The 15,507-nt window shown below is 71.6% G+C and carries 15 protein-coding genes and 1 other RNA gene; 12 read left to right on the top strand and 4 right to left on the bottom strand.

Annotated features, from left to right (window positions below; all coding sequences use genetic code 11):
- Positions 1-35: 35 nt before the first annotated feature.
- From ACGFN2_RS31315 to ACGFN2_RS31305, 3 genes are all read left to right on the top strand, one after another.
- Positions 36-1,304, top strand: coding sequence for a serine/threonine-protein kinase (locus ACGFN2_RS31315; protein WP_362608645.1), 1,269 nt, complete (start codon positions 36-38; stop codon positions 1,302-1,304).
- A 122-nt stretch (positions 1,305-1,426) separates the two neighbouring features.
- The gene (prfB, locus tag ACGFN2_RS31310; protein ID WP_362608644.1) at positions 1,427-2,533 is read left to right on the top strand and encodes a peptide chain release factor 2; all 1,107 of its coding nucleotides are present in this window, start codon (positions 1,427-1,429) and stop codon (positions 2,531-2,533) included.
- A gap of 321 nt (positions 2,534-2,854) precedes the next feature.
- Complete coding sequence (locus ACGFN2_RS31305) at positions 2,855-3,730, top strand: LPXTG cell wall anchor domain-containing protein (protein ID WP_362608642.1); 876 nt, start codon at positions 2,855-2,857, stop codon at positions 3,728-3,730.
- A 99-nt stretch (positions 3,731-3,829) separates the two neighbouring features.
- On the opposite strand, the gene ACGFN2_RS31300 is transcribed toward ACGFN2_RS31305, so the two are convergent.
- Positions 3,830-4,024 (bottom strand): hypothetical protein, encoded by a 195-nt coding sequence (locus ACGFN2_RS31300; protein ID WP_362608641.1) that lies wholly within the window; start codon positions 4,022-4,024, stop codon positions 3,830-3,832.
- 249 nt (positions 4,025-4,273) lie between these two features.
- On the opposite strand from ACGFN2_RS31300, the gene ftsE reads away from it, so the two are divergent.
- From ftsE to ssrA, 5 genes are all read left to right on the top strand, one after another.
- Positions 4,274-4,963 (top strand): cell division ATP-binding protein FtsE, encoded by a 690-nt coding sequence (gene ftsE / locus ACGFN2_RS31295; protein WP_018091242.1) that lies wholly within the window; start codon positions 4,274-4,276, stop codon positions 4,961-4,963.
- Positions 4,964-4,995: 32 nt separating this feature from the next.
- Entirely contained in the window at positions 4,996-5,910 is a 915-nt protein-coding gene (gene ftsX, locus ACGFN2_RS31290) for a permease-like cell division protein FtsX (RefSeq protein ID WP_362608639.1), read from the top strand.
- A gap of 68 nt (positions 5,911-5,978) precedes the next feature.
- On the top strand, positions 5,979-7,196 hold the full coding sequence (locus tag ACGFN2_RS31285; protein ID WP_393366006.1) for a S41 family peptidase: 1,218 nt from the start codon (positions 5,979-5,981) through the stop codon (positions 7,194-7,196).
- An 18-nt stretch (positions 7,197-7,214) separates the two neighbouring features.
- Positions 7,215-7,712, top strand: coding sequence for an SsrA-binding protein SmpB (gene smpB / locus ACGFN2_RS31280; RefSeq protein ID WP_362608636.1), 498 nt, complete (start codon positions 7,215-7,217; stop codon positions 7,710-7,712).
- Between the two features lie 125 nt (positions 7,713-7,837).
- Positions 7,838-8,207: a transfer-messenger RNA gene (ssrA, locus tag ACGFN2_RS31275) on the top strand.
- A 57-nt stretch (positions 8,208-8,264) separates the two neighbouring features.
- Here the strand turns inward: ssrA and ACGFN2_RS31270 are convergent.
- Positions 8,265-9,605, bottom strand: a complete 1,341-nt coding sequence (locus ACGFN2_RS31270; protein ID WP_393366004.1) for an MFS transporter — start codon at positions 9,603-9,605, stop codon at positions 8,265-8,267.
- A gap of 121 nt (positions 9,606-9,726) precedes the next feature.
- Between ACGFN2_RS31270 and ACGFN2_RS31265 the strand changes: the two genes are divergently transcribed.
- Together ACGFN2_RS31265 and ACGFN2_RS31260 are read left to right on the top strand one after the other, a co-directional pair.
- On the top strand, positions 9,727-10,701 hold the full coding sequence (locus tag ACGFN2_RS31265) for a LysR family transcriptional regulator (RefSeq protein ID WP_393366002.1): 975 nt from the start codon (positions 9,727-9,729) through the stop codon (positions 10,699-10,701).
- A 116-nt stretch (positions 10,702-10,817) separates the two neighbouring features.
- Complete coding sequence (locus ACGFN2_RS31260; protein ID WP_393366000.1) at positions 10,818-11,357, top strand: DUF4232 domain-containing protein; 540 nt, start codon at positions 10,818-10,820, stop codon at positions 11,355-11,357.
- A gap of 5 nt (positions 11,358-11,362) precedes the next feature.
- On the opposite strand, the gene ACGFN2_RS31255 is transcribed toward ACGFN2_RS31260, so the two are convergent.
- Positions 11,363-11,569 carry a DUF397 domain-containing protein gene (locus tag ACGFN2_RS31255; protein WP_393365998.1) on the bottom strand — a complete coding sequence of 69 codons (207 nt, stop codon included), beginning with the start codon at positions 11,567-11,569 and terminating at the stop codon, positions 11,363-11,365.
- Positions 11,566-12,393 carry a Scr1 family TA system antitoxin-like transcriptional regulator gene (locus ACGFN2_RS31250; RefSeq protein WP_393365996.1) on the bottom strand — a complete coding sequence of 276 codons (828 nt, stop codon included), beginning with the start codon at positions 12,391-12,393 and terminating at the stop codon, positions 11,566-11,568. Before ACGFN2_RS31250 ends, ACGFN2_RS31255 begins: the two co-directional genes overlap by 4 nt.
- A 271-nt stretch (positions 12,394-12,664) precedes the next feature.
- Between ACGFN2_RS31250 and ACGFN2_RS31245 the strand changes: the two genes are divergently transcribed.
- Together ACGFN2_RS31245 and ACGFN2_RS31240 are read left to right on the top strand one after the other, a co-directional pair.
- On the top strand, positions 12,665-14,077 hold the full coding sequence (locus ACGFN2_RS31245; protein ID WP_393365994.1) for a nitrate/nitrite transporter: 1,413 nt from the start codon (positions 12,665-12,667) through the stop codon (positions 14,075-14,077).
- Positions 14,078-14,293: 216 nt separating this feature from the next.
- Positions 14,294-15,502, top strand: coding sequence for a uroporphyrinogen-III synthase (locus ACGFN2_RS31240; protein WP_362608624.1), 1,209 nt, complete (start codon positions 14,294-14,296; stop codon positions 15,500-15,502).
- The last annotated feature ends 5 nt before the right edge of the window (positions 15,503-15,507 follow it).

Here is a 15,507-nt window from a genome sequence, read left to right as displayed (position 1 = left end):
CAGGACGCTCGGGGGCCCGACACGTCGGAGCAGTCTTGGCACGGAAGATCGGCAGCCGGTACACCGCCCACCAGATCCTGGGACGCGGCAGTGCCGGCACGGTATGGCTGGGCGAGGGTCCCGAAGGGGCCGTGGCCATCAAGCTGTTGCGTGAGGAGCTGGCGTCCGACCAGGAGCTCGTCGGCCGCTTCGTCCAGGAGCGGGCCGCCCTGCTGGGCCTGGACCACCCCCGTGTGGTCGGTGTCCGTGACCTGGTCGTCGACGGCAACGACCTGGCGCTCGTCATGGAGCTGGTACGGGGCACCGACCTGCGCACCCGTCTGGAGCGCGAGCGCCGGCTGGCCCCGGAGGCCGCCGTCGCGATCGTCGCCGACGTGGCCGACGGGCTCGCCGCCGCGCACGCCGCCCGCATCGTGCACCGCGACGTGAAGCCCGAGAACGTGCTGCTGGACATGCAGGGCCCGCTCGGCCCCGGTGGCGCGCACCCCGCGCTGCTCACCGACTTCGGTATCGCCCGGCTCGTCGACTCCCCGCGCCGCACCAAGGCGACCAAGGTCATCGGCACCCCCGACTACCTCGCCCCGGAGATCATCGAGGGGCTGCCGCCGCGCGCCTCCGTGGACGTGTACGCGCTGGCGACCGTCCTGTACGAGCTGCTCGCCGGGTTCACGCCCTTCGGGGGCGGGCACCCCGGGGCGGTGCTGCGCCGGCATGTGACCGAGAGCGTGGCGCCGCTGCCGGGCATCCCCGACGAGCTGTGGCAGCTGCTGCTCCAGTGCCTGGCCAAGGCCCCGGCGTCCCGGCTGCGGGCCCCGGAGCTGGCCGCCCGGCTGCGGGAGCTGCTGCCCGGTCTGGTGGGCATGCCGCCGCTGGACATCGACGAGCCGGACGACGACGAGCCGGAGGGCGAGCAGGAGGCCGCCGGGGCCCACGAGGAGGCGTTCCACCCGTCGGCGGCGCCGGCCGAGGCCACCCCGCCGCGCGGCGCGGTCCCCCTGGTCCAGGGCGCGGTCCCGGACTCCAACCGGGAGACGCACACCAGCATGCGCGTCCCGGGCCCGGACGAGCTGGCGGGCGGCGCCCACGGCACCGCCCGCACCCCGCGCGCCGCCGGTGAGCGCCGGGCGGGCTCGGCCCGGCACCGCGCGTCCCAGGAGACGGTGCGCCGCCGCCGGATCAGGCTGAGCGCGGCGGCCGCCGCCGCGCTCGTGGCGGCCGGTCTGGGCGGCTGGCTGGCCTCGGGCGAGGACGAGCCGGGCGACGGCACACCGGGCGTGCACCAGTCGGAACCCGACACTCCGTGACGCGCCCCGGGCGCACGCGGGCCGGAGCCCCGGCGGCCGTGGACCCGGCGGGTGCGGCGCCCGGCGGGTCCGGCCCGCCGGGGCCGGGTCACGTCGGCGGCGGTAGCCGTTAGGCTGGGTGCGTGGCAGTCGTCGATGTATCCGAAGAGCTGAAGTCCCTCTCCTCGACCATGGGGTCGATCGAGGCCGTCCTGGACCTCGACAAGATGAGGGCCGATGTCGCCGTGCTCGAGGAGCAGGCCGCGGCGCCGTCCCTGTGGGACGACCCGGAGAACGCACAGAAGATCACCAGTCGGCTGTCCTACCTTCAGGGCCAGCTGCGCAAGGCGGAAGACCTGCGCAGCCGGGTCGACGACGTCGAGGTGCTCTTCGAGCTGGCCGAGGCCGAGGGCGACGAGGACGCGCGCGCCGAGGCCGAGACCGAGCTGACCGCCGTCCGCAAGGCGGTCGACGAGCTGGAGGTCCGCACCCTCCTGTCCGGCGAGTACGACTCCCGTGAGGCGGTCGTCAACATCCGTGCCGAGGCCGGTGGCGTGGACGCCGCCGACTTCGCCGAGAAGCTGCAGCGGATGTACCTGCGCTGGGCCGAGCGGCACGGCTACAAGACCGAGCTCTACGAGACCTCGTACGCGGAAGAGGCCGGCATCAAGTCGACCACCTTCTCCGTGCAGGTGCCGTACGCCTACGGCACGCTCTCCGTCGAGCAGGGCACGCACCGCCTGGTGCGTATCTCGCCGTTCGACAACCAGGGCCGCCGCCAGACGTCGTTCGCCGGTGTCGAGGTGCTGCCCGTCGTCGAGAAGACCGACCACATCGAGATCGACGAGTCCGAGCTGCGGGTGGATGTCTACCGCTCCTCCGGCCCCGGCGGCCAGGGCGTCAACACCACCGACTCCGCGGTCCGGCTGACGCACATCCCCACCGGCATCGTGGTCTCCTGCCAGAACGAGCGCTCGCAGATCCAGAACAAGGCGACCGCGATGAACGTCCTCCAGGCCAAGCTCCTTGAGCGCCGCCGCCAGGAGGAGCAGGCGAAGATGGACGCGCTCAAGGGCGACGGCGGCAATTCCTGGGGCAATCAGATGCGTTCGTACGTCCTGCACCCCTATCAGATGGTCAAGGACCTGCGGACCGAATTCGAGGTCGGAAACCCCAGCGCCGTTCTGGACGGCGACATCGACGGCTTCCTGGAAGCCGGAATCCGCTGGCGCAAGCAGCAGGAGAAGTAACGGGGACACCCCTTCCGTACGTGAAACAACTGCCTCCCTCGTGGAGGCAGTTGTTTTTGCTGTGGGGGTTTGGTCACAGTCGTATGTCCATGTACCGCCCAACGCTTGGTAATTCGGGCATCCAGCCTTTAATCGACCTTGACGATAGTCACCGAACTGGGAAGGCTGAGCGCGGCATGCGTATGTCTGGGGCGCGTGTGTGAACGGGGGAATCGAGCGGCCCGCCCATGGTGCGGAGCCGGAACTCGTGCACCCCCATCGGCCCGCCGCCCCGTGCAACGGTGCTCCAATGACGAGTTCAGCTACTGGGGGTAGCAGTACATGACGAAGAAGACGCGGCTGCGCGTAGCGCGCATTGCGGCCGGCGCGGTGATCGCGGCCGGTGCGTCGCTCACCGCGGCCGGCGCGGCTTCCGCGGCCAGCCCGGGTGAGAACCCGGGCCAGGACGGCGGCATCATCGGCGGCATTCTCGGCGGGGTCATCGGCGGCGGCGACTCCGGTGGCGAGTCCGGTGGCGACACCATCGGCGCCACCGACGGCGGCGAGACCGTCGGCCAGGTCGGCGGCGACGACAGCACCGGCGGCGAGATCGGCGGCGAGGACAGCTCCGGCGGCATCGGCGGCGAGGACAGCTCCGGCGGCATCGCCGGCACCGACGACGGTGGCACGACCGACGGCGGCACCGCTGACGGTGGCACTGGCACCGACGGTGGTACCGGCACTGACGGTGGTACCGGCACTGACGGTGGTACCGGCACTGACGGTGGTACCGGCACTGACGGTGGTACCGGCACTGACGGTGGCACTGGCACTGACGGTGGTACCGGCACTGACGGTGGCACCGGCACCGACGGCGGCACCGGCAACACCGGCGGCACCGGCACCACCGGTGACCAGAACTCCGGCGGCACCGGCAACTCCGGCGGCACCAGCGACGGTGGCAGCTCCATCGGCGACACCGGCACCGGCCCCGACAACGAGGGCTCCGAGCCGGTCGAGCAGCCCGGTCAGGGCAAGGAGCAGATCGCTGACACCCCCGGCCAGGCGAAGCAGCAGGCCAAGGGCGGCGAGCTGGCGGAGACCGGTTCCTCCGGCACCACCTTCCTGCTCATCGGTGCGGCCACGATGATCGCGGGCGGTGTGGGCTTCCGTATGCTGCCCCGTCTGATCAACAAGGGCGGCGCCGCGGCCGCCTGACGCCAGGCGCTGAAGCGGTAAAAGGGGCCCGGGACGCCACTGCGTCCCGGGCCCCTCGGCGTCCGCGCTCCGGGCGCCGGGCAAGCCTCGTGACCGGTCTCAGACGGTCTGGTGGAGCAGTACGCCCACCGCGAGCAGAACGATCATCAGCGCCACCAGAATCGCTGGGCTGAGCTGGGCGAACATACCGCCCGCTTGCTGCTGGAGCCGTTCCCTGCTGGCCCGGCACACGGGGCAGCGGCCCTCGCTCACAGGGGCCGCGCAGTTGGCGCACACCAGTCGGTCGTACGTCATGCGACCTCCTTCTCCACAGCACCAACGCGCCGGAAGGCACATTGGTTCCCTCCTCCACTGTGCCAGCTCCTCGCCGGAACGGCGCGCCCCGCGGGATTGTGCGCTTTTTGTCCCGTAGGTCCCGTGAATAAACGGACCAACCCCCCACGGGACTGCACCGCCCTGCGAGGTTCGCGTATGGTCACGCACACCGACGGGAGCCGCAACTCGGCAACCCGTACCCCTATCCAGGTCGACCGTGGTGCATCAGTGATCCGATTCGACAACGTCTCCAAGACCTACCCGAAGCAGAACCGTCCTGCACTCAGGGATGTCTCCCTCGAGATCGAGCGCGGCGAGTTCGTCTTCCTGGTGGGCTCCTCGGGCTCCGGCAAGTCCACCTTCCTGCGGCTGCTGCTGCGGGAGGAGCGGGCCAGCCATGGCCACGTGCACGTTCTGGGCAAGGACCTCGGCAAGCTCTCCAACTGGAAGGTCCCGCAGATGCGGCGCCAGGTGGGGACGGTCTTCCAGGACTTCCGGCTACTCCCCAACAAGACCGTGGGGGAGAACGTCGCCTTCGCCCTGGAGGTCATCGGCAAGCCGCGCGGCCAGATCCGCAAGACGGTTCCCGAGGTCCTCGAACTCGTCGGCCTCGGCGGCAAAGAGGACCGTATGCCGGGTGAGCTCTCCGGTGGTGAGCAGCAGCGCGTCGCCATCGCGCGGGCGTTCGTCAACCGCCCGATGCTGCTCATCGCGGACGAGCCCACCGGCAACCTCGACCCGCAGACCTCGGTCGGCATCATGAAGCTGCTGGACCGGATCAACCGGACCGGTACGACGGTGGTCATGGCCACCCACGACCAGCAGATCGTCGACCAGATGCGCAAGCGGGTCATGGAACTAGAGAAGGGCCGGCTCGTACGCGACCAGTCGCGCGGCGTGTACGGCTACCAGCACTAAGCGTGTACGGCCCCCAGTACTGAAAGGACGCCATGCGCGCCCAGTTCGTCCTGTCGGAGATCGGCGTCGGTCTCCGCCGAAACCTCACGATGACGTTCGCCGTCATCGTCTCCGTAGCCCTCTCGCTCGGTCTGTTCGGCGCCTCGCTGCTGATGCGCGACCAGGTCAGCACCATGAAGGGCTACTGGTACGACAAGGTCAACGTCTCCATCTTCTTCTGCAACAAGAACGACGCCGACACCGGCGCCAACTGCGCCAAGGGCGCGGCCACCCAGCAGCAGAAGGACGACATCAAGGCGGAGCTGGACCGGCTGCCGATCGTCCAGAAGCCGGTGGTGTACGAGTCCAGCGACCAGGCGTACAAGCACTACAAGGAGCAGTTCGGCGACACCCCGGTGGCCGGGCTGGTCACGCCCGACCAGCTTCCGGAGTCCTTCCGCGTCAAGCTCAAGGACCCGACGAAGTACACCGTGATCAAGTCGGCGTTCTCCGAGCGGCCCGGCGTCATGGAGGTACAGGACCAACGGGACACCGTCGAGCCCCTGTTCAACCTCCTCAACGGCATGAACATCGCCGCGATAGTCGTGATGGCGCTGATGCTGGTCGTTGCGCTGATGCTGATCGTCAACACCGTACGGGTGTCGGCGTTCAGCAGGCGCCGGGAGACCGGGATCATGCGGCTGGTGGGAGCGTCCAGCTTCTACATCCAGATGCCGTTCATCCTGGAGGCCGCCATCGCGGGGCTGCTGGGCGCGGCCTTCGCCTGTGTGCTGCTGGTCGGCGGCAAGTACGCCCTCATCAACAACTGGCTGGCGAAGAAGATCCAGGTGGTCAACTTCATCGGCTGGGACTCGGTGGCGGCGGTGCTTCCGCTGGTCCTTCTGATCGGGCTGCTGATGCCCGCGCTCGCCGCGTTCTTCGCGTTGCGCAAGTACCTCAAGGTGTGAGCTTTGCCAAGGGGCGCCGTACGGTCAACTCGCCGTACGGCGCCCTTTTGTCCCCTAGACTCACCGGCATGTCGGGCCCGTGTTCGTACGACCGGCCCCGCCGCATTCGCCGCGGGGCGGCCCTGACGTTGTTCCTCACCAGCGTGCTCGCCGCCGGCGTGGTGACCGGCACCTGGAGCGATGCGGCGGAGGGCGGTCCGGGGCACGCCGCCCCGGACCGTACGTCCGCCGGAGCGAAGGCCCGGCAGTCCGCCCTCGCGGACCGCGCCGCCGTCGAGCGGGCCGCCTCCGAAGCCGTCGAGGACGGCAAGTCCGGTGCGCAGGCGGCCGCCGAGGTCGTCAGCCGCAGCGGCGACCGCTGGTCGGCGATCTACACGCCGGGCCAGTACGAGGACTTCCAGGAGCAGTTGGGCGGCGGCTACGTCGGCGTCGGGCTCTGGGTACGGCAGGCGGCCGGCGGCCGGACCGAGGTGTCCCGGGTCCAGCCCGGCGGCCCCGCCGCGCGGGCCGGGGTCGCGGTGGGCGACCGGCTGCGCGCCGTCGACGGCCACCCCACCCGGCACGTCCCGGTCACCGAGGTCGTCGCCCGGCTGCGCGGTGCCGCCGCCGACGGCTCCCGTGGCGCGGCCGCGGCCGGCAGCCCGGTGACCCTGGACCTCCAGCGCGGCGACCGCCGCTGGACCGAGACCCTGCACCGCACCCGGCTCAGATCCCGCAATGTCGTCGTCGACCGGCCGTCCGGTGCCCACGGCCCGGCCCGCGTCAGGATCTCCGCGTTCACCAAGGGCACCGGGGACGAGGTCCGCCGCGCGGTGCGCCGGGCCTCCCCGCACCACGGCATGCTGCTGGACCTGCGGGGCAACACCGGCGGCCTGGTCACCGAGGCGGTCGCCACCGCCTCCGCCTTCCTGGACGGCGGCCTGGTCGCGACGTACGACGTACGCGGCAGCCAGCGTGCCCTGTACGCGGAGCGCGGCGGGAACACCCGTGTCCCGCTGGTCGTCCTCGTCGACGGGGGCACGATGAGCGCCGCCGAGCTGCTGGCCGGCGCCCTCCAGGACCGGGGCCGGGCGGTCGTGGTGGGTTCCCCGACGTTCGGCAAGGGCGCGGTGCAGATGCCCAGCGAGCTGCCGGACGGCTCGGTCGCCGAGCTGACCGTCGGCCACTACCGCACCCCCTCCGGCCGGACCGTGGACGACTCCGGCCTCACCCCCGACCTGGTCGTGGAGCGCGGGGCGGAGAAGCGGGCCCGCACGGTATTGAGTGGCCTCGGGGGCGGGTCTTAGTGCGAAAATGGCCGCACTATGGCTAAGGACAAGGGCAAGGACAAGGATTCCGGGCGCAAGCTCGTGGCGCAGCACAAGAAGGCGCGGCACGACTACCACATTCTGGACACCTACGAGTGTGGTCTGGTGCTGTCCGGCACCGAGGTGAAGTCGCTGCGGCAGGGCCGGGCGTCGCTGGTGGACGGTTTCGTCCAGATCGACAACAACGAGGCCTGGCTGCACAACGTACATATTCCGGAATACGCCCAGGGCACCTGGACGAACCACAGTGCGCGGCGCAAGCGGAAGCTGCTGATGCACCGGGCCGAGATCGACAAGCTGGAGTCCAAGAGCCAGGAGTCGGGCCACACCATCGTGCCGCTGGCCCTCTATTTCAAGGACGGCCGGGCCAAGGTGGAGATCGCGCTGGCCAAGGGCAAGAAGGAGTACGACAAGCGGCAGACGCTCCGCGAGCAGCAGGACCGCCGTGAGACGGACCGGGCGATCTCGGCGGCCCGGCGGCGGCAGCGGGCCTGATCTGCCCCGACGGGGCCCGGCCCGGCCGGGCCTTGCGGGAATACGCTGGCAACGGCGGGCGTTGTTCCCGTACGATGGCTGCGCACCCCACGAGGGGCGCAGGCACCACCTTGATAAATCAACATGGGGATGATCGGTTTCGACAGCGGATGTCGAAGCAGGGGAAGCGAGTCGAGGAAGCGGCAATGATCTCGTTAACCATATGTCGCAACCAATAATCGCCAACACCAAGCGCGATTCCTTCGCCCTCGCTGCCTAAGTAGCGACTTGCGAAGTGTCAGCCCGGGGCTGTTCCCGACCCGGAACCTGGCATCAGCTAGGGGACTAAACTTCTAGACCCGGTCACGGGGTGTAGAAGGAAATCAAACAGTGGCTGGGCCCGTCGGAGACTTGTTCGCGTGATCTCCGGGGCCGAGAAAATCGCAGCGAACTGCACTCGGAGAAGCCCTGATTCCGCACCGTTGGACGCGGGTTCGATTCCCGCCATCTCCACTCATCCCATGTGAGGCCCAGGCCCTGTACGTCCCGAGGACGTGCGGGGCCTGAGTCGTTTCACGGCAGCGGCCGCCGGCGGCGTGTGGGCAGAGCCCGGAGGCTGGTGAGCAGGGTGATGGCCAGGGCGAGGGCGGCCGCCGCCACGGGCGCCCCGTAGGCCGCGCCCCCGGCGGCCGACAGGTGCTCGACCGCCCAGCCCCCGCTTGCCGATCCGGCCGCGATGCCGCCGAGCAGCGCGGTCACGGCGAGTGTCATGCCCTCGTTCAGCTGATCGTGCGGTGTCCGTGACTGGACGAGGCCCATGCCGGTGACCATGGTCGGCGCGGTCGCCATGCCGGCGAGGAGGAGCGCGCCGGCCAGGGCCGCCGGGCCGCCCGTCGCGGCGGCGAGCGGCGGGAGCAGCATCAGGGCCGCCATCACCGCGGTGCAGGCCAGGAAGCGGCGGCCGGGGCTGTCCGCCGGCCGCAGCAGGCCGTGGAGCAGCCCGGCCGCGCCGGACCCGGCCGCCTGGAGGGCCAGCAGGGCGCCCCCGGCGGAGCGGAGGCCGTGGGCGTCGGCGTAGGCGAGGGTGACCACCTCCAGGGAGCCGAAGACCGCGCCGGTGCAGAGGAAGGTGAGCAGCAGCGGCGGGACGCCGGGGCGGCGCAGCGGGGAGCGGGTGGCGGCGTGGGCCGTGGTGCGGGCGGCGACGGGGGGCTCGGTGCGGCGCTGGGCCGTGAAGAGCAGCACCCCGGTCAGCAGCAGTGCCGCGCCCACCGCCGTGCCCGCCTCCGGGAAGAGGCCGGTGCACAGCAGCGTGGCGAGCACCGGTCCGAGCAGGAAACACAGCTCGTCGGCGGCCTGTTCGAAGGAGTTGGCGGTGTGCCGGGCGGCCGGGTCGTCGCGGAAGAGGTGTGCCCAGCGGGCGCGGGACATCCCGCCGGTGTTGGGGGTGGTCGCGGTGGCGGCGTACGCGGCGAAGAGGGTCCAGTCGGGTGCGCCGTAGTGGACGCAGAGCAGCAGCGCGAGCGAACCGAGGGCGGCGAGCGCGGTGGCCGGGACCGCGATGCGGGACTGCCCGTGGCGGTCGATCAGCCGGGCGGTCCACGGGCCCACCAGTGCCGTCGCCGCCAGTCCGGTCGCGGTGACCGCCCCGGCGAGTGCGTAGGAGCCGCGCGACCCGGCGATCATCAGGACCGCGCTGACACTGAGCATCCCCATGGGCAGCCGGGCCAGGAGGTTGGCGGCCGTGAAGGCGCGGGCGCCGGGGGCGGCGAAGATCCGCCGGTAGGGCGCGAGCGGGCGGCGCCGGGCGCGGCGGCGGCGCGGGGCCGGGCGTACGGGCGATGGGGGTCCCCCCGGTCGAGCGGAGCCGAGAGTGGGGGACGTGACCGGGCGGGCGGCGAGGAAGAGGATCATGCCCTCTACGGTCGTCGCGCCTCCCCGCACCCGTCCAACACCTGGTCAGCGCCCATTCACGCGGCTGTGTTGTCAATGGGGTGAGGGTGGTCGGCCGCACCGGTCCTGCCAGGATGGGCCGGTGCCGTACGACATCGATCCGCGACTGCTGCGGGCGTTCACCGCCGTCGCCGAGGAGCTGCACTTCACCCGGGCCGCCGCCCGGCTGTACGTCGCCCAGCAGGCGCTGAGCCGCGACATCCGGCGGCTGGAGCGGGAGTTGGGCGCCCCGCTGTTCGTCCGGAGCACCCGCCGGGTCGTGCTGACGGCCGACGGGGAGCGGCTGCTGCCGTACGCGCGGCGGGTGTTGACCGCGCAGGACGAACTGGCCGCCGCGTTCCGGACCGCCCCGGAGCGGCCGCTGCTGGTCGACGTGAGCGTGCCGATCGGCACCGCCCACGGGGTGCTGGAGGCGGCCAGGGACCGGGTGCCGGACAGCTGTGAGCTGGTCGCCCGCTTCCACAGCGGGCTGACGGGCGCGGCGGCCGAGATGGCGGCCGGACGGCTCGATGTCTCCTTCGGCCGGATCGCGGCGCTGCCGCCCGCCGTACGGGACGGTCTCGACCATCAGCCGGTGCGGCTGGAGCCGATGGCGGTCCTGCTGCGCGACGGTCATCCGCTGGCCACCCGGCCCGCCGTCCCGTTGGCGGAGCTGGCGGGCGAGACGCTCTATGCGGCGGCCGGCAATCCGCAGACCGTGGAGTGGACGGACCTGGCCGAACGGCTCTTCGCGGGGCGCGGGATCGCGACCGCCGCGCCGTTCCCGGAGATCGAGGGCTCGCAGGAGTTCGTCCGGGTGGTGCGCAAGCGGGGCTGGTCGGTGCTGGCGAGCGTGGAGTTCATGGAGGTGCCGGGGATGGTGCTGCGGCCGCTCGTGGACCCCGTACCGTTGTCGCCGGTGTCCCTGGTGTGGCGGCGCGGGCTGCGGCATCCGGGGCTGGATGCCTTGCGGACGGCCGCACGGGACCTGAGCGAACGGCACGCCTGGCTGGCGCCGCCCGCGGACGCGTGGTGGCTCCCGGAGGCGGACGCGCGGGTGATGGGCGTCCACGGGTGACGACCCGCCGCCGCGCGGACCGTCGCAGAAATTGATCATCCACAGGCAACCGGAAGCCCGCGAAAACTTTCCTTAACGGCAGGGAATCGTCTGTGCAACGAACTGGGGGATCGGCCGTGCGACGGCGTTCACTTCTCGCGGCGGGGGCTGCCGCGCTGACCTTGACCGTCACCGCGGGCCTGGCCCTGACCGGCTGCGGCTCACCGCGGATGGCGGCACTGCACGCCAACTGCACCACCAAGGGCCTGCGCTGGAAGGTCACCGTCCTCAAGAAGCAGCCGCGCGCCGAGCACCGCGACGCCCGGCTGTCCGTCGTCAACAAGGGCACCGACCCCTGTGTGTTCCGCGGTTTCCCGGCCTTCGCGGTCCACCTCGGGAAGGGGCCGCAGTCCGACGCCCGCGGGCACGGCCGGGCCCTCCCGATAGACCTGCCGCGCGGCGGCAAGGTCACGGCCGGTCTGCGCTACCGGGACTGCCCCCGAGGCTCCTCGCTGAACGAGCCGGTGGCCGTCATGAACGACACCGCCGTGGTGTCCGCACCGCACGACGACTCCGGACACGCGGTCGTGGCCCGGGACGAGAGGGGCAAGCGGCTGCGGATGAACATCTGCGCCGACACGATCTGGATGGGCGCGCCCCGGGAAGCGGCCGAGTAGGGCTGTTACGGGGCGGTTGGGGCGGCGGCGGTGGTGGTACGTGCCGCGAACGAGGTGAACGCCGCCCAGGCCCCCGGCGCGAAGTCGAGGTGCGGGCCCTCGGGGTCCTTGGAGTCACGGACGTGGATGGTGGCGGGGTGGGCGGCTACCTCGATGCAGGCGCCGCCCTCGTCGCCGCTGTAGCTCGACTTGAACCATGTCAGGTGGGTCATCGCTCTCCTAGCAGCCGGTCCAGCAGGCCCATGCTTTCCTCTGCGTCCAGGGCCTGCATTCGCAGCATTCCATACTTCTGAGCGAGGATGCTGACCTCCTCCGGGTCCGAAATCAGCACGCTGCTGCGTTGTGCCTCTGTGTAGGCCAGGTGCTGGTGATCCAGGGTTTCCAGCAGTACGAACGGACCGTTGAGACCGGCGTGATGCTCACGGCTCAGCGGCAGGATCTGAAGTGAGACCCCGTCGAGTTCAGCGCAGGTGCGCAGGTGGGAAATCTGATCCCGCATGACCTCCCGGCCCCCGAGTTTGCTCACCACGACGGCCTCCGAAAAGATGAAGCTGGCGATGACGGGATCGTCTTTGTGCAGAATCTGCTGGCGTTCTAGTCGTGCCGTAACCCGCCGCTCCACGGTCGCCTCGTCGACATGCGGAATCTTGCTGCGGAACGTGGCGCGTGCGTAGCGCTCGGTCTGGAGCAGGCCCGGGAGGACTCCCTGCTCGTACCAGGAGAGCGAAAGGGCCTCCTTCTCATAGTCGATGAACTCCTCCGCCCAGATCGGGTACTTGTCCTTCGGCGGCAGCTTCGTCACCCCCATCGCCAACGCGCCACCGGTGTTCAGGAGTTGATCGAACTCCAAGGCCAGGTGCGGCATCAGGGCGCGCCTTCCCTGCTCGACGGAGGCGATGGTCTCTTCGGAGGCGGTGGTCCGTTCGCTGAGGCTGTGCTGGGTGAACCCGGCTTTGAGGCGGTACATCGCGAGTTGTGCACCGATGACTTCCATCGCTGCGGAGTGCCGCTTCTTGGGCTTCTTTGGCTGCTGCATGGCCTTCCACTCCCCCTGACCGGACGTCCGTGACCGTGCGTGGACCCGTACTCACCGGGAGTACGGGCCCGCATGGCGCGGCAGCATAGTTACGCAGTGCGACCGTCGCCGGGGGAATGCGCGGATCGCCTCCGCACGTGCGGCCGTGCGGCCTCACCCGCACCCGCTGTGCCCGGTGAGCGCAAGGTTTCGTACGCGTCACCGGGCGGCACGGTACGGAAACCCGCTCTCCCTAGCGTCGGTGTGCAGGACCCGACCCCTGGGAGGCGCGATGACGGCCGCGGCAGCAGAGACCCGTAGTGAGAGCACGGAGCGGAGGGGCGGCCGGTGGATCGAGCGCTGGGACCCGGAGGACGAGGGGTTCTGGCGGGAGACGGGGGAGCGGATCGCGCGGCGGAACCTGGTGTTCTCCGTGCTGTCCGAGCACATCGGGTTCTCCGTGTGGAGCCTGTGGTCGGTGATGGTGCTGTTCATGGGGCCGGAGTACGGGATCGCGCCGGCCGAGAAGTTCTTCCTGGTGGCGGTGCCGACGCTGGTGGGCGGGGTGCTGCGGGTGCCGTACACCTTCGCGGTGGCGCGGTTCGGCGGGCGCAACTGGACGGTGATCAGCGCGGTGACGCTGCTGGTGCCGACCGCGGTGGCGGCGGTGGTGATGGAGCCGGGGACCTCGTACAGCACGTTCTTGCTGGTCGCGGCGCTGGCGGGGGTCGGCGGCGGGAACTTCGCCTCGTCGATGACCAACATCAACTCCTTCTATCCGCTGCGGAAGAAGGGGTGGGCGCTGGGGATGAACGCCGGGGGCGGGAACATCGGGGTGCCGGTGATCCAGCTGCTGGGGCTGCTGGTGATCGGCACCGCGGGGGCCGCGCATCCGCGGATCGTGCTGGCCGTCTATGTGCCGCTGATCGTGGTCGCGGCGGTGTGCGCGGCGCTGTTCATGGACAACCTCGCGCCGGTGACGAACGACACCGGGGCGGCCCTCGCCGCCGCCAGGGAGCCGCACACCTGGGTGATGTCGCTGCTCTACCTCGGCACCTTCGGGTCGTTCATCGGCTACAGCTTCGCCTTCGGGCTGGTGCTGCAGAACCAGTTCGCGCGCACCCCGCTGCAGGCGGCGTCGCTGACCTTCGCCGGGCCGCTGCTGGGGTCGCTGATCCGGCCGGTCGGCGGGCGGCTGGCGGACCGGTTCGGGGGTGCCCGGATCACCCTGGGCAACTTCGCGGCGATGGGGCTGGCCACCGGGGTCGTCGTTTATGCGTCGGTGGTGCGGTCGCTGCCGGTGTTCCTCGTCGGGTTCATCGCGCTGTTCGTGCTGTCGGGGCTCGGCAACGGCTCCACGTACAAGATGATCCCGGGGATCTTCCAGGCCCAGGCGGAGCGGCGCGGGCTGGCGGGGGAGGAGGCCGCGGCCTACGGGCGGCGGCTGTCGGGGGCGGCGATGGGGCTGATCGGGGCGGTGGGCGCGCTCGGCGGGCTGGTCATCAACCTCGCGTTCCGGCAGTCGTTCCTGACGGCGGGGTCGGGCACCCCGGCGTTTGTGTCCTTCCTCGGGTGCTACGTGGTGTGCGGGGCGGTGACCTGGGCCGTATACCTCCGGCCTGCGGCCCGCGCGCGGCGGACGGCGCGGGCGGGGGAGGCGGCACCGGCGGAGGAGGGGCGGCGGCCCGTGTACGCGGAGGTGTGAGCCGCCCTCGCGCCCGTTGGGGCCCGCCCGGTCCCGGTCCGCGCGGCCGGGCGCACGGGGGTGGGCGTGCGGAGCGGCGTAACGACGGGGAAATATGGGAGGACCGGAGCTGTCACGTGCCGTTGGCACGCTGGCCTCTTGGCACGGAGTGCCGCCCGAGCCGCGGCGGTGCTCCAGCACAGGGCACCACACCACTCTGGGCGGAGCGGGACGACCATGTACGAGCAGCAGCAGGAGCACGGCGAGCGGGAGCGTACGGCACCGGCGGCGGGAGCCGAGCCGGGACCGGCGCCGGCCGTCCGGCCGCTGGACGGGTTCACCGTCGGGGTGACCGCGGCCCGGCGGGCGGAGGAGCTGGGCGCGCTGCTGGAACGCCGCGGCGCGCAGGTGCTGCACGCCCCCGCCCTGCGGATCGTGCCGCTGCCCGATGACACCGAACTGCTCGCGGTGACCCGGGATCTGATCGACCACGCACCGGACATCGTCGTGGCCACGACTGCCATCGGCTTCCGCGGCTGGGTCGAGGCGGCGGAGGGCTGGGGACTGGGTGAGGCGCTGCTGGAGCGGCTGGCCGGGGTGGAGCTGCTGGCGCGCGGGCCGAAGGTGCGCGGCGCGATCCGGGCCGCCGGGCTGACCGAGAAGTGGTCACCGGCCTCCGAGTCGATGGCCGAGGTGCTGGACCGGCTGCTGGCGGAGGGCGTCGCCGGGCGGCGGGTGGCCCTCCAGCTGCACGGGGAGCCGCTGCCGGGGTTCGTGGAGGCGCTGCGGGCGGACGGCGCCGAGGTCGTCGGCGTCCCCGTCTACCGCTGGATGCCGCCGGAGGACATCGGGCCGGTCGACCGGCTGCTGGACGCGGTGACCGGGCGCGGGCTGGACGCGGTGACCTTCACCAGCGCGCCCGCCGCCGCCTCGCTGCTGCGCCGGGCCGGGGAGCGCGGTATCCGCGACGAGGTGCTGACGGCGCTGCGGCAGGAGGTGCTGCCGGTGTGCGTGGGGCCGGTGACGGCGGTGCCGCTGGAGGCGGAGGACGTGCCCACGCTCCAGCCGGAGCGCTTCCGGCTCGGGCCGCTGGTGCAGGTGCTGTGCCGTGAACTGCCGGGCCGGGCACGGGTGTTGCCGGTGGCCGGGCGGCGGCTGGAGATCCGTGGGCACGCGGTCGTGCTGGACGGGGTGCTGCGGCCGGTGCCGCCGGCCGGGATGGGGTTGCTGCGTGCGCTGGCCCGGCGTCCGGGCTGGGTGGTCTCCCGTGCGGACCTGCTGCGCGCGCTGCCCGGCGCGGGCCGGGACGAGCACGCGGTGGAGACCGCGATGGCCCGGCTGCGGGTGGCGCTGGGCGCCCCCAAGCTGATCCAGACGGTCGTCAAGCGCGGCTACCGGCTGTCGTTGGACCCGCATGCGGAGACGGACAAGTACGGCGGGGAGTAGGGGAG

The sequence above is a fragment of the Streptomyces sp. NPDC048612 genome, from assembly GCF_043199295.1.
Taxonomy (GTDB): Bacteria; Actinomycetota; Actinomycetes; order Streptomycetales; family Streptomycetaceae; genus Streptomyces.
Note: the sequence above shows the minus strand (reverse complement) of the source record. Positions and strands in the feature narration are given on the sequence as shown.